This window comes from Rhodococcus sp. 05-2255-1e (genome assembly GCF_002259025.1).
In the GTDB taxonomy this organism is placed as follows: Bacteria; Actinomycetota; Actinomycetes; order Mycobacteriales; family Mycobacteriaceae; genus Rhodococcoides; species Rhodococcoides fascians.
Genome location: NZ_NOZE01000009.1, coordinates 878,421 through 895,000 on the forward strand (window position 1 = coordinate 878,421; position 16,580 = coordinate 895,000).

Consider the following 16,580-nt stretch of genomic DNA (forward strand, 5'->3'; position numbering starts at 1 on the left):
GTGGCAGACGGATTCGAGCCGACCTCGGTGCGGTTGCGGGAACTCTCCCTCGGCCACGAGGTCACCAATGCCGTTCTCTCCGTTGGCTTCTACGTCGTGTGTGCAGCTATCGGGCTGCTGCCCGGTGCGCTACGTCACCGGGCAGCCGACGCGTTCGTGACGTGGTCGGAGAGCATCGACGAACAGCGACATCTCTGATGTCGCTCGGACGAGCACTCGTCGGTGTGGGTGTCGCCGTGGCGGCACCGTTCGGGGTGTTCCTGTACTGGCGCACCCGGTTCTTCTTCCGAGACCCGCATCGCGTTCCGCCGGCCGATCCGCTGTCGGTGGTGGCACCAGCCGACGGGTTCGTCACGTACGTCAAACGCGTCGACGCGGGTTCGACGGCATTCGCCGTCAAGAAGGGCAGAACCATTCCGCTGGACGAGATCGCGGGTGTGGCAGCGACCGAGAGCGGATACCTCATCGGGATCTACATGTCCGAATACTCGGTGCACCGCAACAGGATTCCGATCTCGGGCACCATCGGCATGCGGCGTCATCGCTCCGCGGCACCGTTCAACAAGTCGATGGCGCGAGTGGGAGCGAACCTGTTGACGCGGCGCACCCCGTACGACGAGGGGTGCGACTACATACTGAGCAACGAGCGGCTCACCATCTCCATCGAACATTCGTCGGGGTCGGTGGTGACGGTGACACAGATAGCGGATCTGTGGGTCGACCGGATCGTCGCGCACGTCGCCGTCGGCGACACCGTCGAACGCGGCGAGCAGTACGGGATGATCCGCTTCGGGTCTCAATGCGACGTGTTCGTCCCCGACGCTCTCGCCGAAACCATCACCGTCCGACCGGGTCAGTACGTGTTCGCGGGGGAGAGCGTCGTCGCCCGCTCACCGATCCCGGTGGCAGACAACACTTCATGTGAGAAGGAACGATGATCACTGTCGACCGGGTCGAGTCCACCCAGGACTGGAACGAATTCAAGGCTGTCACCGATCTCGTCTACCAGGGTGATCCGTACCGATTGCCCGACGAACCCATGGATCTCGATCGGATCCTGATTTCGCCGCCGGTCGCCATCGCGTCGACCCGCGATATCGCGGCCTTCCTCGCACGCGAGAACGGGGTCGTCGTCGGACGAGTCGTGGCCATCCACGACACGAGCTTCACCCAGTACACCGGTGAATCCATCGGCTTCTTCGGGTTCTACGAGGCCGTCGACGATCACGAGGTCGCCACCGGCCTGCTCGACGCCGCGGCGGCGTGGCTTGCCGCGCGCGGGCTCGGCGCGATGTCCGGGCCTTTCGGCCCGTCGATGTTCTACAGCGCGGGCATCGTCGTCGACGACGAGCCTGCCCTTCCGTTGGTGGGCATGCCGCACAACCCTCTCTACTACGCAGCCCATTTCGAGAAGTGGGGGCTCGTGGGAATCAAGGACTTCTACAGCTACCTGTTCGACGATCCGTGCGTGATCTACAACCGCCCCGAATATGCGCGGCACATGCAGATCTTCGAAAAGATCAAGGCGCGTTCGGAAGTGACGTTCCGCTCCATGAAGTACCGAACGGTTCGCCGCGACGCGCGCATCGTGCGCGATCTCTACAACAAGACGTTCGTGAACTTCTGGGGCTTCTCACCACTGTCGTTCGTCGAACTCTTCGAGTTGCTGAAGATGATGCTTCCGGTCCTCGATCGACGGCTCACCCTGCTGGCCGAGTTGGACGGCAAGCCCGTCGGATTTCTGATGGGCATCCCGGACGTCAATCAGGCCGCGGCCAAGGCCGCGCACCTGAAGTCGCGGTGGCTGCGAGACCTGGTGACGCTGTGGCACGTCAAGAAGCCGCGCCGGGCGGACGTCATCGACGGGGTGCGGGTGGACATGCTGTTCGTCGATCCGGACTGCCCCGATCGCGCGGTGTCGTCGTTGCTGATCATGGAGTTGTCGGTGCGGATGCGCGATCTCGGCTACACCCGGGTGGAGGCAGCGCCGGTGCTCGACGACAGCCCCTGGATGAAGGGATCGGTGCTGACCCGCATGGAGCAGACTCCGCACCGGACGTACCGCATCTACAACCGCGATCTCGAGCTGCCTCGGCCATGATCGATCGGACGGTGGTGCTCGACCGTGCGCAGACCAGGCTCGACATCGGTGACCGCTGGGGGCAAACGGTCGGCCGTCACAGGTGGCTCGTGCTGGCCGTCTGGCTGTTGCTTGCGGTGGGTTCTGCTGCGCTCTATCCGGCACTGCAGAACTCGTTGGTGGGTGCCAACTTCTCCGTCCCCGGTACCGAATCGAGTCGCGCCGACGCGCTCGTCGAACAGCACTTCTCCTCGTTCGGGTCCGAGCAGCTCGTCGTCACGTTCACGTCGGATCGGGTCCGCGTCGCAGATCCCGCTTTCCGCGAACGCGTCGGCGAGACCGTCTCTGCGCTGCGGCAATCCCCGGATGTGCTGCGGGTCGTCGATCCCTACGAGACGGCCGGATTCGTGCCCCAGATCTCCGAGGACGGAACGTCGGCACTGGCTTTCGTCGGTGTCGGCGGCGACCCTCGCGACCGGATCGCGACAGCAGAACGGATGCAGAAGCTCATCGACGGGGCGTCCGCCGGCGGTATCGACGTGGCGGTCACCGGTTACTCGCCGATGACCGTCGATCTGACGAAAGTCGAGTCCGACGACGCCGTCCGGGCCGAAAGTATCGGCCTACCACTGGCATTCGTGCTGTTGATCCTGGCTCTCGGATCCGTGGTCGCCGGCATCGTGCCGCTCGTCACCACGGGCATCGGAGTGTTGGCGGCGTTCGGAGTGTTCTCGCTGCTCTCGCACGTCATGACCTTCGACGTCCTCGTGACGACGGTGGCGTCGATGTTCGGTCTCGGTCTGGGCATCGATTACGCGCTCTTCATCGTCAGCCGATTTCGAGAGGAAATGGACCGCACCACGCTGCCGGGGGACGCCACGGGTCAGGGGCGTACGAATGCGGCCGTCGGGGCCGCGATGGGAACGGCGGGCCACACGATCGTCATCTCCGGTCTGGTCGTACTCATTTCGCTCGGTGCTCTGGCGATCGTCGATGTTCCTGCCGTGCAGAGTATTTCGTTCGTCGTAGCGCTGACGGTGGCGTGCGTCGTCGTGGTGGCCTGGACGCTGCTACCGGCAATTCTCGCGGTCCTCGGCCCGCGAATCTCGACACTGTCGCTACCGCAGAGGTTTCAGCCTCCGGCGGTCGGTGAGCACGATGCCGCGATACCCACGTGGTGGTCACGGTGGGCGCGACACGTCATCGAACGCCCGTGGCGCTACACGGCCGTCACCGCAGCCGTGCTGCTGGCCTGCCTGGTGCCGATCGGGACCATCCAGTACGGGGTGGACCTCGGAGCCGACGCCCTTGCCGCGGAGCCGAGCGGCCGGGCCAACACGGTCCTCACCGAGAAGTTCGCTCCTGGGACGATTTCGCCGATCACCGTCGTGTTCACCGGCAGTGGTGACCGTCCCCTCGAACCGATGCAGGCGGCCACGGTCGCGGCCTTCGCCGACGACATCCGAGCCGACGGTCGCGTCGACTACGCCCTGGCGCAACAGGACTCCGGCCGCACGTTGCTGATCGTGGTGCCCGCGGTGCCGATCGACTCGACCGAGGCCTCCGACCTGGTCGCGTCGATCCGGTCGCAGGCAGTTGTTGCCGCAGAGCGCGACGGCACCACCGTGTCCGTCGGCGGAACCACCGCCCTCGTCGTCGATGCCTCCCAGGAGATTTCGAGCAAATTCCTGTGGGTCGTGTTCGCGGTGCTGGCATTCTCGCTGGTGTACCTGGGCATCGTCTTTCGGAGCGTGGTGATTCCGATCAAGGCGGTCGCCATGAATGTGCTCGTCACCGGCGCGGCGTTGGGTGCGACGGTGGCGGTGTTCCAGTGGGGATGGGGATCGTCGCTACTCGGATTCGACAGTCCGGGCTACATCCAGGTGTATCTGCCCGTCACCGTGTTCGCCGTGGTCTTCGGTCTGTCGATGGATTACGAGGTGTTTCTCATCGGCCGGATGCGCGAGGTGTTCGTCTCGCATCGCAACCGACGCAGCGCCAACGACACCGCGATCGTCGACGGCCTCGAGCACACCGCCAGGCCGATCACTGCTGCGGCCGCGATCATGATCGCCGTGTTCGCCAGCTTCCTCACTGCCGATGTTCTCGAACTCCAACAGTTCGGGTTCGCGCTCGCTGTCGCCGTTTTGTTCGACGCGGTTCTGGTGCGCATGATGATGGTGCCGGCGATGATGAAGTTGTTCGGCGAGCGAAACTGGTGGCCCGGATTGCGTTCCGAGACAAGCGTTCAGGCAGACGGTACCTGAGCCGACGCGAGTACGACTCCGTCCGAACCCCTGATCTCGATCTCGGCGACGTCGCCGCGCAGGACGGCGGCATTCATGCGGCACTCGATGGTGACGGTGCTGCCGAGGAACGTGCCGGACGGCCGGTCGACGCCCGATCGGTCGACGAGAACGACGTCGTATGGACCGCCGTCGGAGATGCCGTCCATTTCGAGGACGGTCTCCGTTCCCCACGTGTGGGCGACGAGACCGCCTTCGACGTCGACCGTCGGTCCGCTGGTGGTGAACGCTATTTCCTCGTAGGCCCCGAGAGTTCCCGGTGGTCCGGTGACCACGACCTGGGGTTCACCGGGCTCGGAGCGGTATGCGTCGATGCCCAGTACTGCTGCGCTGCCGACGACAACGCCGACGAGGGCCGCGGCAGCGGCCAACCCGGCCGACCCGTTCCTGACACCGAACCGCGGCCTGGCGACCGGCTGCACTCCGGAGCTGCCCGAACGCCCAGGGGCAACGGCGTTGTCGGCGTTCTGGGTGGCGGCCAGGATTCGCTCGCGGAGTCCGGGCGGCGGAGTCGAGTCCAGCCACGGCAGGTCCGGGCCCCGGCGTTCGAGCTGCTCCGTCGTCGCGCGTAGTTCAGCGATCTCGATGTCGACCGTGGGGTCCGACGCGGCCAGTGCGCGAAGTTCGTCGGCTTCGGCATTGTCGAGATCGTCGCCGACTGCTGCAGCGATCAACTCTGCCCGCCGATCGGGTGAGGCTGTCATCGGTCCTCCTTTCTGTCGAGGTTTCTGCGTAGTGCCTTCAGGGCGTAGAAGGCGCGGGTGCGGAGCGTGCGTACCGGCACTCCGGTCGATTCCGACAGTTCGGCGTAGCTGCTTCCGGATACGTGCACGGCCACGACGACCTCGCGGTGGTCGGGCGAGAGCTGTGCCAGTGCCGCGATGATGCGGAGCCGCTCGTCGGTGTCGGCGGTGGTGTCGCGAGTGACTGTGTTCGGTCCGCGTTCGTGCTCGTCGGGCCGGTCCGATGTCGTCGCAGGCACTCTCGCCTGGGACCGAACGAGATCGACGATGACGTTTCGCTCGATCGCGAAGAGCCACGTGCGAAGTGAACCTCGGCTCGGGTCGAAACGCGCTCTGGCCCGCCAGGCCCGCAGGAACGTCTCCTGCACACAATCCTCGGCGAGGGCTCGATCGCGGAGGGCATTGACGGCGTAACCGACCATCTCCGACGCGTGCTGGTCGTATGCGGCCGCGACATCGAAGTCCAGCTCGATCACGCTCCCGATGCTCATGACAGTGATTACGTCTGCGGCCCCGCAGGCGTTCATATCCAAGACTGGAATATTTCTTTACCGATATTTGAACATCTACGCGCCAACCGTCGTACACCGTGTACGGGCTCGCCTGCCCGATACTTTCACGGAAGGCACACGAGATGATCACACGTTCCACTACACGCCCGGCGGCGTCCGTTCGTAGATCCGCCACGGCACTCGTCGGCGGTACGGCCACCGCGGCGGCGCTGCTGCTGTTCTCGGCGGGCCCGGCCGCTGCCGACACCCCGGTCGCCGAACCGGACAGTTTCACCAGCGCGTTCACCGCGATGGCCACGCCCGATCAGGTTCTGAACGGTGACGGCGTGGCCACTCCGGGTCAGCCGGGCGCGATGGGCACCTTCACGCTGCGGATCAATTCCGACCTCGACATCATCTGCTACGACATCTCGCTGAACGGTGTGACAGGTGACTACATGAGCCCGGCCAAGACGGCTACTCATATCCACCAGGCCGCAGCAGGTGCAGCGGGGCCGCCGCGCCTCGCGTTCCCGAACCCGACCCCCGTCGGGGACGGCCCGCGCAACAGCAGCGGCTGCATGCAGGGTCCGTTCACCACCGGTCTGACCCCGGCCGGTGCCGATGCAGACAGCGGTACCGGATTCACGTTGGACCGGATCGAAGCCGACCCAGCAGGCTTCGCGGCCGACACCCACACCGTCGACTTCTCGGCCGGAGCGGTCCGAGGACAGCTGACCCGGATTCCGGTCGGATCGGTAGCAACCGGAGGTGGCGGCGCGGCGCTCGCCGCGGCATCCGATTCGGCGACCGGTTCCGCAGCTCCCGTCGTCGGCGCGGTAGCCCTCGGCGCGATGGCTGTCGCGGGCGTGACGTTGGTGGCACGGCGCACCCGCGGGGTGCAGAGCTGAAGCTCCCCACGCGGGCTGCACTCGCGGCCGCGGTTCTGACGACGGTGGTTCTGACGGCGGTGGTGACGGGATGTGGTGCGCAGACACCGTCGCCACCGGCGGAGCCGGCCCCGCCGGTGTCCTCTTCTTCGCCCGTACCCGTACCCGTACCCGTGCCCGTGCCCTCGCCCGAACTGTCCGGCGTAGTAGGGGATCGGCCGATCCCGATGCGCCTGAGCATTCCTGCCATCGCGCTCGACGAGGGACTCGTCGGCCTGGGTATCGCCGACAGCGGCGAGATGGAGGTACCCACCGACTACGACGACGTCGGGTGGTTCACCGGCGGTGGCCGACCCGGTGGGATCGGCAGTCCGACGGTGTTCGCCGGGCATGTCGACTCGACTACCGGACCTGCGGTGTTCGATCGGCTGTCGGATCTGAACCCGGGCAATATCGTCACGGTCGGCGACGAAGCAGGGGGCAGCGCGGACTATCGGATCGAGCGCATCGGCGACCACGGCAAGGCGGACTTCCCGACGGCGTCGGTGTTCGGCGCGGTGCCCGGCGACGAGATCCGGTTGATCACCTGTTCGGGCGATTTCGATGCGACCGTGGGCAGTTACGAACGCAACCTGGTCGTCTACGGGGTGCGGCAGTAGCCGATCGTTTTGGAGTTGACCCCCGAGGTGTTGTAGCCTGGTCGACGGTCCAGAAGGAATGTGCTCGCAGTGCGTGCATTCCTTTCGTTCCGCCCAATCAAGTTCTACCCAAGACCGTTGGTCACCGCCTTCTCGAGGGAAATTTCCTGACAGGTGTGCGGTTGAAGGTCCGAGATCGCTTCGGACGGCCCACGCAGGAGAACGCGGTAGGGAACCTGTCGTGCAGCTTCGGCTGCCTGCTCGTTCACGCCCCGTGTGCTTCCTGCACCGGGGCGTTCGTCGTTTTCCGGCCCTCTCGCGATCGACACAACTTCCCACGAGAGGAGGCGAAGTATGGCAAAGCCCGAAAAGGTCTCCGCAGTTTCGGAGATCACCGACCAGTTCAAGGGTTCGACGGCTGCCGTCGTCACGGAATACCGTGGCCTGTCGGTTTCCGGTCTGACTCAGCTCCGGCGTGCGCTCGGCGAAGGTGCCACGTACTCCGTCGCCAAGAACACCCTGGTCAAGCGCGCAGCTGCCGATGCCGGCATCACCGGCCTCGACGACTTGTTCGTCGGACCGACCGCCATTGCATTCATCAAGGGCGAGCCGGTCGACGCTGCGAAGGCCATCAAGGCCTTCGCGAAGGACAACAAGGCCTTGATCATCAAGGGCGGCTACATGGACGGCGCAACGCTGTCCGTGGACGAGATCAACAAGATCGCAGACCTCGAGTCTCGCGAGATCCTGTTGGCCAAGCTCGCCGGCGCCATGAAGGGCAACTTGTCGAAGGCTGCAGGCCTGTTCAACGCTCCCGCATCGCAGTTCGCCCGCTTGGCGTTCGCGTTGCAGGAGAAGAAGGCTGCCGGCGAACCTGCCGCAGCCGAGGCCCCTGCAGAAGCAGAAGCACCGGCGGAAGCTCCCGCCGAAAGCTGATCCGCTGGCATTAGCGAACAGCTCCACACCAACACCATGTCGCGGATCAGCGGCCAGGTACTTACAGGAAGGACCGCCACCATGGCGAAGCTCAGCACCGAAGAATTGCTCGACCAGTTCAAGGAGCTCACCCTCCTCGAGCTCAGCGAGTTCGTGAAGGCATTCGAGGAGACCTTCGAGGTCACCGCAGCTGCTCCCGTCGCAGTTGCAGCAGCAGGCGGAGCAGGCGCTCCGGCTGAGGCAGCCGAAGAGCAGGACGAGTTCGACGTCGTTCTCGAGTCGGCCGGCGACAAGAAGATCCAGGTCATCAAGGTCGTCCGTGAGGTCGTCTCCGGCCTCGGCCTGAAGGAAGCCAAGGACCTCGTCGAGAGCGCTCCGAAGGCAATCCTGGAGAAGGTCGCCAAGGATGCAGCCGAGGCTGCCAAGGAGAAGCTGGAAGCTGCCGGCGCAAAGATCTCCGTCAAGTAAGACCGCTTCACTGCAGTCGTACTTCGCGCTTTCAATATCGAGCGCACAGAAAGGGCCGTCCTCACTTCGGTGAGGGCGGCCCTTTTCTGTGTTCGGGGGAGCCTTCTCGTGCGTTCGACGGAGCCTGCTCCTGTGTTCGATGCGGATCGCATCGCGCTGCATTGTGACCGATCACGGAGTCTTCTCGATCCCGGGACATCGGCAACGCGTCACTGTTTACTCGTGAACGCCGAAGTCCGAAGCTTTCCGAACGGTCTCGGCCGGGTGCAGTTGTGTCTTGTCACAGAATCCGACGGCAGGGACTTGTCACAGTTCGGGCGACTTCCCGACCGGCTCGCGTGAGATGAGCCACACTGATGCAAGCTCTACAGCCTGACTCGGGGAAGTTCTTACTGGGCGGTAAGCTCCTGTGTCGGAGCGGACACGTGCATGGGATACAGTGACGCAACCCACATCCGGGTCGATGTGTATGAATTGTGGAGGTCAGCGTGGGAGTCGAGGTTTCGGTCGAAGGATTGACCAAGTCTTTCGGTGTACAGAAGATTTGGCAGGACGTGACGTTGACTCTGCCGAAGGGTGAAGTCAGTGCATTGCTCGGTCCTTCCGGTACCGGTAAGTCGGTCTTTCTCAAGTCGCTGATCGGTCTCCTTCGCCCCGAGCAGGGCAAGATTTTCATCGACGGAACCGACATCCTGCAGTGCTCCTCGCGTGAGCTCTACGAGATCCGCAAGCTGTTCGGAGTGCTCTTCCAGGACGGTGCCCTCTTCGGCTCGATGAACCTCTACGACAACGTCGCCTTCCCGCTTCGTGAGCACACCAAGAAGTCCGAATCCGACATCCGCAAGATCGTCATGGAGAAGCTCGAACTGACGGGTCTGCTCGGTGCCGAGGACAAGCTGCCCGGTGAGATCTCCGGTGGTATGCGCAAGCGTGCCGGCCTCGCCCGCGCACTGGTGCTGGACCCGGAGATCATTCTCGTCGACGAGCCGGACTCCGGCCTCGATCCTGTTCGTACGACGTACATTTCGCAGACATTGATCGACATCAACGCCAACATCGATGCCACGATCCTCATCGTCTCGCACAACATCAACCTGGCTCGAACGGTCCCCGACAACATCGGCATGCTGTTCCGTCGTCAGCTGGTCATGTTCGGCCCCCGTGAGGTGCTGCTCACCAGTGACGAGCCGGTGGTCAAGCAATTCCTGAACGGCACGATGATCGGGCCGATCGGAATGTCGGAAGAGAAGGACGAGGCGCAGATGGCGCAGGAGCAGGCCATGGTCGACGCCGGTCACCACGCCGGTGGCGTCGACGACGTCGAAGGCATCGTGCCGCAGATGAAGGCCACCCCGGGTACGCCGGTGCGCCAAGCCGTCGGACGCAGGCAGGAGCGGGTGCGCCAGATCATGCACACCCTGCCGCACAGTGCTCAGGTCGCGATCCAGGAGAGCCTCGACAGCACCGACTCGGGGCAGCGTTACCCGGCGTACGCAGACCAGCAGGGCTACGACCAGCAGGGTTACGACCAGCAGGGCTATGACCAACAGGGGTACGGCCAGCAGGGCTACGACCAACAGGGGTACAGCCAACAAGGCTACGACCAAGGACATGATCAGCAGGGCTACCAAGCTCCAACACAAGGTCGGGGTCAATAGCAGACATGGGGGGATCGAAGAAGTCCGCGTTCGCGCCCGCGAACGCCGCTCTGACACAAGCGGGCAATATCGTCGAACTGTTCGTCGAGGTGGTCCGAAACACCTTTCGTAGGCCGTTCCAGTTCCGCGAGTTCATCGAGCAGGCCTGGTTCATCGCCAGCGTGACGATTCTGCCGACGGCTCTGGTCGCCATTCCGTTCGGCGCGGTCGTGTCGCTGCAGACCGGTTCGCTGATCAAGCAGCTCGGTGCCGAATCGTTCACCGGTGCTGCCAGCGTGCTCGCCGTCATCCAGCAGGGCAGTCCGATCGTGACCGCCCTCTTGGTGGCCGGTGCGGCCGGTTCTGCCGTCACGGCCGACCTCGGTTCTCGCACCATTCGCGAGGAGATCGACGCGATGCGTGTACTGGGAATCGATCCGGTTCACCGCCTCGTCGTTCCGCGAGTGCTGGCCATGATCCTCGTGGCGCTGCTGCTCAACGGACTCGTCTCGGTCGTCGGCATCGTCGGTGGCTACTTCTTCAACGTGATCCTGCAGGGTGGTACCCCCGGTGCCTACCTGGCGTCGTTCTCCGCGTTGGCTCAGCTACCCGATCTGTATGTCGCAGAAGCGAAAGCGGCGATCTTCGGTCTCATCGCCGGCATCATCGCGTCGTACAAGGGCCTAAATCCCAACCCCGGCCCCAAGGGTGTCGGTGAAGCTGTGAACCAGACGGTTGTCATCACGTTCCTGTTGCTGTTCTTCGCCAACCTCATTCTCACCCTGGTCTACCTCCAGGTCGTACCAGCGAAGGGAGCGTAACCGCGATGACGATCGCCAGAGGTCGCGGTGACCGCACGCTGATGCGCGTCAAGCGCGTCGGCAATGCCCCGCTCAACGTGCTCGATCGCGCAGGCGAGCAGATGTCGTTCTACCTGCGGGCCATCGGGTGGATACCCAAGACCGCAGTCCATTACAAGAAGGAGGTTCTCCGCCTGCTGGCGGAGGTCACCTTCGGCAGCGGCGCGCTCGCCGTCATCGGCGGCACCATCGGTGTCATCGTGATGATGTCCGGCTTCACCGGCATCGTCGTCGGTCTGCAGGGTTACGCCGCCCTGGAACAGCTCGGCAGCTCGGTGTTGACCGGCTTCCTGTCCGCCTACGTCAATACCCGTGAAATTGCACCGATCGTGGCCGGGCTTGCACTGTCCGCCACCGTCGGTTGTGGTTTCACCGCCCAGCTCGGGGCGATGCGTATCTCGGAGGAGATCGACGCACTCGAAGTCATGGCAGTGCCCAGCGTGCCGTTCCTCGTCACCACCCGCATGATCGCCGGATTCGTCGCGGTGATCCCGCTCTACATCGTCGGTCTGCTTGCCTCGTACGTCGCTTCCCGCGGAATCAGCACGATCTTCAACGGGCAGTCGTCCGGCTCGTACGACCACTACTTCAACTTGTTCCTACCTCCAGAAGATGTGCTGTATTCCTTCCTCAAGGTGCTCATCTTCGCGTTCGTGCTGATCATGATCCACTGCTACTACGGCTACCACGCCTCCGGCGGACCGGCAGGCGTCGGCGTCGCGGTGGGTCGCGCAGTACGTACGGCGATCGTCACGATCGCGGTACTGGACTTCTTCCTGAGCCTCGCCATCTGGGGCACGACCACCACAGTGAGGGTTGCCGGATGATCGACTCGCCGTCGCGACTGAAGCGAGTACTGCTCGGACTTGCGTTCTTCTTGGTACTCATCCTGTTTCTCGGATGGAGCATCACCTCCTACAACAAGACGTTCAAATCGGTCGTCAACGTCAGCCTCGAAACCGACTCGGTCGGCAACGCTCTGCCGATGAACGCAGATGTGAAGGTGCGCGGCATGATCGTCGGCGAGGTGCGCTCGGCGTCGACCGTCGACGGCGTCGTCACCTCGCAGCTCGCCATCGATCCGGACAAGGCTCCGCTGATCCCGTCGAATGCCACTGCGCGGCTGCTGCCGAAGACCTTGTTCGGCGAGCGCTACGTCTCGCTGATCGTGCCCGAGAACGATTCGGCGTCGCCGATCTCCGACGGCACCGTTCTTCGACAGGACACCAGCGGCAACGCGATCGAGGTCGGGCAGCTGCTCGACGGGTTGCTGCCGTTGCTGCAAGCCATCCCGCCGCAGGACCTCGCCAATACCCTCGGGTCACTGGCGCAGGGCCTGAGCGGACGCGGCGAGCAGCTCGGACAGACCATCGACGACCTCACCGATGTCGTTTCCGGTCTCAACACCGAACTGCCGAACATCCAGCAGACGCTGGTGGGTCTCGCCGACTTCTCCCAGACCTATGCAGACGCGGCACCGGAGCTGATCTCGGCGCTGGACAACCTGCGTACGACGGGTAATACGGTCGTCGAGCGGCAGTCCAGCCTCGAGACGCTCTACGGCTCGCTGACGTCGGCATCGAACACGACCGCCGATTTCCTGCAGGTCAACTCCGAGAATCTGATCGGTCTCGCCTCGAACTCGCGAGAGGCCCTCGATTTGCTGGCCGAGTTCTCGCCGACGTTCGGCTGTACCTTCAGTCAGTTCGCCGAGGGTGCAAGGCGCGGCAAGATCGTCCTCGGTGAGGGCGACGAGTACCCCGGAATCAACGTGTCCGCATCGTTCGTCAACCCGAAGGGCCGTTACTTGCCGAACCAGGACGAGCCACGGCTGTTCGACGACCGCGGAGCTACCTGCTTCGAGCCGGCGGCACCGGGAGAGTTCTTCCCGCAGTACCCGGGAGGTTCGGTCAACGACGGGTCCTACCAGGTACCGACCCGTAATCCCGGCCCGCAGGAGATCCCCGGGCAGGGCCCACCGAAGTCGGCTCAGAGTTCCATCGTTCCCGCTGTCTCCGCGTCTGCGCAGCCCGCGAGCTACGAGGGCTCGGACTTCGAGCGTGACACTCTTGCCGTCATCTACGGACAAGCGAGTGGTGTTGCACCAGAGACTGTTCCGTCGTGGGCCGCCGCACTCGGCGCACCGGCATTGAGAGGAGTGGAGGTGACCGTGCCATGAGAGGCCTTCTCGCGCCGATCATCAAGTTGGTCGTGTTCGCCGTGATCACGATCATCGCCACGGCCACCCTGGCCTTCACCATCGCGAACTCGAGCGGTGGTGGTGGTACCAAGTTCTCGGCCATGTTCACCGATGTCACCTCGCTCAACGAGGGTGACGAGATCCGAATCGCCGGCGTTCGCGTCGGGCAGGTCGACAAGATCGAGATCGCCAACGAACGAGAGGCGAAGGTCGACTTCACGCTGAGCAGTCGCGACTGGCTGCCGGCGAGTTCGACTGCCACCATTCGCTTCCGCAACCTGGTCGGTCAGCGCTACATCGCCATCGAGCAGGGTTCGGGCGATCAGGGCAAGAAGATCACCGGGGGAGCGACCATTCCGCTCGAGCGCACCAAGCCCGCGGTGAACTTGACGACTCTGTTCGACGGATTCCGCCCGCTGTTCACCACGCTCAGCGCAGATGACGTCAACAAGCTCTCGTACCAGATCATCCAGGTGTTCCAGGGGGAATCGGGCACCATCAACGAACTGGTCAAGAACACTGCGAGTCTGACCAACACCGTGGCCGACAAGGATCAGGTCATCGGTCAGGTCATCACCAACCTCAACAACGTGCTCGCCACGGTCAACCAGAACGACGGGCAACTCGACAGCCTCATCGTCAACACGCAGCAGCTCGTGTCGGGCCTGTCGGCCGACCGTGATGTCGTCGGCTCGGCCGTGACCTCGCTGGCCGGACTGACCAACGCCACCGCGGACCTGCTCGAGCCGACGCGGCCGTCGATCCAGGGTTCGGTCACAGCGCTGAACACGTTGTCGGAGACCATCAATCGACGCAGCGCCGACGTGGACGCGGTCCTCGGAAATCTGCCGGTCAAGCTCGACAAGCTGATTCGTACGGCTCAGCAGGGATCCTGGTTCACGTTCTACCTCTGCGGTATCGACATCGTCGCCGGACCGGGGTATTCGCCGAACCTGAATTTGCCGACCGGGCTTCCGACCGTCAATCAGCCCCTGTACACGAACTCGGCAGAGCGCTGCAAAGCTGGGGGGATCAAGCAATGACATCTCGACGTAGTCCGGCCACCATCGGGGCACTGGGAATCGCGATCATCCTGCTCGCCACGATGTCGGTCTTCTTCCTCGACCGTCTCCCGATCATCGGTGCGGGTTCGGTGTACACCGCGGAGTTCAGTGAAGCCGCAGGTCTGAAGCCGTCCAACGAAGTCCGTATCGCGGGGGTCAAGGTCGGCAAGGTCACCGACGTGCGGCTCGACGGCGACCGGGTTCTCGTGGACTTCACGGTGCAGGACGCCTGGGTCGGCAACGAGTCGCGAGCGGCCATCGCCATCAAGACCCTGCTGGGGCAGAAGTACCTGGCACTCGATCCGAGTGGCTCGGACACCCTGAGCCCGAAAGATCCGATTCCGTTGGCGCGCACCACCTCTCCGTACGACGTCATCGACGCGTTCTCGGCGGCGGCGTCGACGATCAACGACATCGACACGGATCAGCTCGCCACCAGCATGCGGACGTTGTCCGACGCGTTCTCCGAGACCCCGGCAAACATCAGAGCCTCGCTCGACGGCGTGACTCGGTTGTCGCAGACGGTGGCCAGCCGCGACGAGGAACTCAAGAAGTTGTTCGCAGCCACCGGCGAGACCTCCAAGGTGCTGGCCGACCGCAACGAGCAGTTCAACAAACTGATCACCGATGCGGGTCCACTGCTCGAGGAGCTCAACAATCGGCAGCAGGCCATCTCCCAGCTGCTCACCGGCACACAACGTGTGTCGCAGGAGCTGACCGGTCTGGTCCGTGACAACGAGGCGGCCATCAACCCGATGTTGCAACAGCTCAACGGCGTCATCGACATCCTGCAACGCAACAACGACAATCTCGACCGGGCGCTGAAGCTGTACGAGCCGTTCATCCGGCTCTACACCAACGTGACCGGTAACGGACGATGGCTCGACATCGTTCTGGCCAACCTCACCCCACCCGGAGTTCCGTTGATACCTGGTTACCGCCAGCCCGCGCTCGATACGTTGGCGGGGAACTGATGACAGAGACTCAGGCAGCACCGAGGAACAAGAACAAGCTCGCACTGATCGCGGTCGTCGTGATCGTGGCGCTGGTTCTGGCCGTCGCCGGCTGGTGGCTGTTCACCAGGGCCGGTTCGACCAAGATCACCGCCTACTTCGACAAGTCGATCGGCATCTACTCGGGATCCGAGGTCAGAGTTCTCGGCGTCAAGGTGGGTACCGTCGAATCGGTCACGCCGTTGGGTGAAGACGTCGAGGTCGTCATGCGAGTCGATCGCGGCATCGACATACCGGCCGACGCGAAGGCCGTCCAGGTCACCCCGTCGCTCGTCGCCGACCGTTACGTCCAGCTCTCGCCCGTCTACACCGGCGGCGACACCATGGCCAGCGGCACCACGATCGGCCGTGATCGCACTGCCACTCCCGTCGAGGTCGACGAGCTGTACAAGTCGATCAACGATCTGTCCACTGCTCTCGGTCCGGACGGCGCGAACAAGGACGGCGCTCTCACCGACCTCGTGAACACCGGTGCGGCGAACCTCGACGGCAACGGGGAAGCGTTGGGCAACAGCATCACTCAGCTCTCGGCCGCCGGCCGTACGTTGAGCGACTCGCGCTCCGATGTCTTCGACACGATCAAGAATCTGCAGACCTTCGTCAGTGCGCTGGCCGTCAACGATCAGCAGGTTCGTAACTTCAACAGTCAGCTCGCCGATCTGACGGGCTTCCTGTCGGGCCAGCGCGAGGACCTGGGAGCCGCCCTGCAGCAGCTCTCGGTGTCCCTCGGTGACGTGGCGACGTTCGTGGCGGACAACCGGACCGAGCTGACCACCGCAGCGAACGGTCTGGTGGTCCCCACTCAGACCCTTGCCGACAACCGTGAGCAGCTCGTGCAAACTCTGACGCTGCTGCCGTTGGCCATCAGCAACCTGGTCAACGCCTACGACGCAGAATCCGGCACGCTGGCCTCGCGTGCCAATCTGCAGAACGAGACCCAGGATCCGCTCGGAACCGTCTGCCGATTGCTCGACCTCGGCAAGCTGGTACCCGGTGACCCGCGTTTCGAGGCGCTCGGTGCGCAGATTCAGCCGATCATCGATCAGTGCGCCAACATCACCACCATGATCCAGGCTCCTCTTGCCGACCAGAATCGGCTTGTGTTGCCGTTCGGGGTTCTCACCAACGACATCGAGCAGAACGTGTCCGTGCCGGGCACCGTGCCGGGCAACGTCTCGCCGAGACTGGGGTCCACCACCATGCCAGGTCTCGAGCAGTCGCTCATCGGGGGAGGACAGTGATGACCTCTGTGAA

General features: G+C 63.9%; 17 protein-coding genes. 15 read left to right on the top strand and 2 right to left on the bottom strand.

Features of this window, described 5'->3' with window-relative positions; genetic code table 11:
- Genes CH262_RS07680 through CH262_RS07695 form a run of 4 tightly spaced genes read left to right on the top strand, consistent with a single transcriptional unit; the run spans position 1 to position 4,347 of the window.
- Positions 1–198: a hypothetical protein gene (locus CH262_RS07680; protein ID WP_032369733.1), complete on the top strand. Its 198-nt coding sequence runs from the start codon at positions 1–3 to the stop codon at positions 196–198.
- A complete protein-coding gene (locus CH262_RS07685; RefSeq protein WP_094643950.1) occupies positions 198–938 on the top strand; it encodes a phosphatidylserine decarboxylase in 741 nt (246 codons plus the stop codon). The genes CH262_RS07680 and CH262_RS07685 overlap by 1 nt, the downstream gene beginning before the upstream one ends.
- Positions 935–2,101: a hypothetical protein gene (locus CH262_RS07690; RefSeq protein ID WP_094717316.1), complete on the top strand. Its 1,167-nt coding sequence runs from the start codon at positions 935–937 to the stop codon at positions 2,099–2,101. Before CH262_RS07685 ends, CH262_RS07690 begins: the two co-directional genes overlap by 4 nt.
- A complete protein-coding gene (locus CH262_RS07695; protein ID WP_094717317.1) occupies positions 2,098–4,347 on the top strand; it encodes an MMPL family transporter in 2,250 nt (749 codons plus the stop codon). The genes CH262_RS07690 and CH262_RS07695 overlap by 4 nt, the downstream gene beginning before the upstream one ends.
- On the opposite strand, the gene CH262_RS07700 is transcribed toward CH262_RS07695, so the two are convergent.
- Together CH262_RS07700 and CH262_RS07705 are read right to left on the bottom strand one after the other, a co-directional pair.
- The gene (locus tag CH262_RS07700) at positions 4,329–5,090 is read right to left on the bottom strand and encodes an anti-sigma factor domain-containing protein (protein WP_094717318.1); all 762 of its coding nucleotides are present in this window, start codon (positions 5,088–5,090) and stop codon (positions 4,329–4,331) included. The two genes, CH262_RS07695 and CH262_RS07700, sit on opposite strands and share 19 nt — an antisense overlap.
- On the bottom strand, positions 5,087–5,620 hold the full coding sequence (locus CH262_RS07705) for an RNA polymerase sigma factor (RefSeq protein WP_256988728.1): 534 nt from the start codon (positions 5,618–5,620) through the stop codon (positions 5,087–5,089). Before CH262_RS07705 ends, CH262_RS07700 begins: the two co-directional genes overlap by 4 nt.
- A gap of 143 nt (positions 5,621–5,763) precedes the next feature.
- Between CH262_RS07705 and CH262_RS07710 the strand changes: the two genes are divergently transcribed.
- From CH262_RS07710 to CH262_RS07760, 11 genes are all read left to right on the top strand, one after another.
- Positions 5,764–6,531, top strand: a complete 768-nt coding sequence (locus CH262_RS07710) for a CHRD domain-containing protein (RefSeq protein WP_094717320.1) — start codon at positions 5,764–5,766, stop codon at positions 6,529–6,531.
- 206 nt (positions 6,532–6,737) lie between these two features.
- Complete coding sequence (locus tag CH262_RS07715; RefSeq protein WP_094717321.1) at positions 6,738–7,169, top strand: class F sortase; 432 nt, start codon at positions 6,738–6,740, stop codon at positions 7,167–7,169.
- A 333-nt stretch (positions 7,170–7,502) separates the two neighbouring features.
- A complete protein-coding gene (rplJ, locus tag CH262_RS07720; RefSeq protein WP_032365266.1) occupies positions 7,503–8,084 on the top strand; it encodes a 50S ribosomal protein L10 in 582 nt (193 codons plus the stop codon).
- Between the two features lie 81 nt (positions 8,085–8,165).
- Positions 8,166–8,552 (top strand): 50S ribosomal protein L7/L12, encoded by a 387-nt coding sequence (gene rplL / locus CH262_RS07725; RefSeq protein WP_032365267.1) that lies wholly within the window; start codon positions 8,166–8,168, stop codon positions 8,550–8,552.
- 488 nt (positions 8,553–9,040) lie between these two features.
- Positions 9,041–10,210, top strand: a complete 1,170-nt coding sequence (locus tag CH262_RS07730; protein ID WP_094622920.1) for an ATP-binding cassette domain-containing protein — start codon at positions 9,041–9,043, stop codon at positions 10,208–10,210.
- Between the two features lie 5 nt (positions 10,211–10,215).
- Positions 10,216–11,010, top strand: coding sequence for an MlaE family ABC transporter permease (locus CH262_RS07735; protein WP_032365269.1), 795 nt, complete (start codon positions 10,216–10,218; stop codon positions 11,008–11,010).
- 5 nt (positions 11,011–11,015) lie between these two features.
- Positions 11,016–11,876: an MlaE family ABC transporter permease gene (locus CH262_RS07740; RefSeq protein ID WP_032365270.1), complete on the top strand. Its 861-nt coding sequence runs from the start codon at positions 11,016–11,018 to the stop codon at positions 11,874–11,876.
- Positions 11,873–13,228: an MCE family protein gene (locus CH262_RS07745; RefSeq protein WP_032369724.1), complete on the top strand. Its 1,356-nt coding sequence runs from the start codon at positions 11,873–11,875 to the stop codon at positions 13,226–13,228. The genes CH262_RS07740 and CH262_RS07745 overlap by 4 nt, the downstream gene beginning before the upstream one ends.
- Entirely contained in the window at positions 13,225–14,292 is a 1,068-nt protein-coding gene (locus CH262_RS07750) for an MCE family protein (RefSeq protein WP_032365272.1), read from the top strand. The genes CH262_RS07745 and CH262_RS07750 overlap by 4 nt, the downstream gene beginning before the upstream one ends.
- Positions 14,289–15,287 (top strand): MCE family protein, encoded by a 999-nt coding sequence (locus tag CH262_RS07755; RefSeq protein WP_094717322.1) that lies wholly within the window; start codon positions 14,289–14,291, stop codon positions 15,285–15,287. The genes CH262_RS07750 and CH262_RS07755 overlap by 4 nt, the downstream gene beginning before the upstream one ends.
- Positions 15,287–16,567: an MCE family protein gene (locus tag CH262_RS07760; protein WP_032381287.1), complete on the top strand. Its 1,281-nt coding sequence runs from the start codon at positions 15,287–15,289 to the stop codon at positions 16,565–16,567. The genes CH262_RS07755 and CH262_RS07760 overlap by 1 nt, the downstream gene beginning before the upstream one ends.
- Positions 16,568–16,580: the final 13 nt, after the last annotated feature.

Bases quoted from the DNA above. Each gene is read 5' to 3' on its own strand.
- CH262_RS07685 (WP_094643950.1), top strand. From the start codon at position 198: ATGTCGCTCGGACGAGCACTCGTCGGTGTGGGTGTCGCCGTGGCGGCA.
- CH262_RS07690 (WP_094717316.1), top strand. From the start codon at position 935: ATGATCACTGTCGACCGGGTCGAGTCCACCCAGGACTGGAACGAATTC.
- CH262_RS07695 (WP_094717317.1), top strand. From the start codon at position 2,098: ATGATCGATCGGACGGTGGTGCTCGACCGTGCGCAGACCAGGCTCGAC.
- CH262_RS07700 (WP_094717318.1), bottom strand. From the start codon at position 5,090: ATGACAGCCTCACCCGATCGGCGGGCAGAGTTGATCGCTGCAGCAGTC.
- CH262_RS07705 (WP_256988728.1), bottom strand. From the start codon at position 5,620: ATGAGCATCGGGAGCGTGATCGAGCTGGACTTCGATGTCGCGGCCGCA.
- CH262_RS07710 (WP_094717320.1), top strand. From the start codon at position 5,764: ATGATCACACGTTCCACTACACGCCCGGCGGCGTCCGTTCGTAGATCC.
- CH262_RS07715 (WP_094717321.1), top strand. From the start codon at position 6,738: ATGCGCCTGAGCATTCCTGCCATCGCGCTCGACGAGGGACTCGTCGGC.
- rplJ (WP_032365266.1), top strand. From the start codon at position 7,503: ATGGCAAAGCCCGAAAAGGTCTCCGCAGTTTCGGAGATCACCGACCAG.
- rplL (WP_032365267.1), top strand. From the start codon at position 8,166: ATGGCGAAGCTCAGCACCGAAGAATTGCTCGACCAGTTCAAGGAGCTC.
- CH262_RS07735 (WP_032365269.1), top strand. From the start codon at position 10,216: ATGGGGGGATCGAAGAAGTCCGCGTTCGCGCCCGCGAACGCCGCTCTG.
- CH262_RS07740 (WP_032365270.1), top strand. From the start codon at position 11,016: ATGACGATCGCCAGAGGTCGCGGTGACCGCACGCTGATGCGCGTCAAG.
- CH262_RS07745 (WP_032369724.1), top strand. From the start codon at position 11,873: ATGATCGACTCGCCGTCGCGACTGAAGCGAGTACTGCTCGGACTTGCG.
- CH262_RS07750 (WP_032365272.1), top strand. From the start codon at position 13,225: ATGAGAGGCCTTCTCGCGCCGATCATCAAGTTGGTCGTGTTCGCCGTG.
- CH262_RS07755 (WP_094717322.1), top strand. From the start codon at position 14,289: ATGACATCTCGACGTAGTCCGGCCACCATCGGGGCACTGGGAATCGCG.
- CH262_RS07760 (WP_032381287.1), top strand. From the start codon at position 15,287: ATGACAGAGACTCAGGCAGCACCGAGGAACAAGAACAAGCTCGCACTG.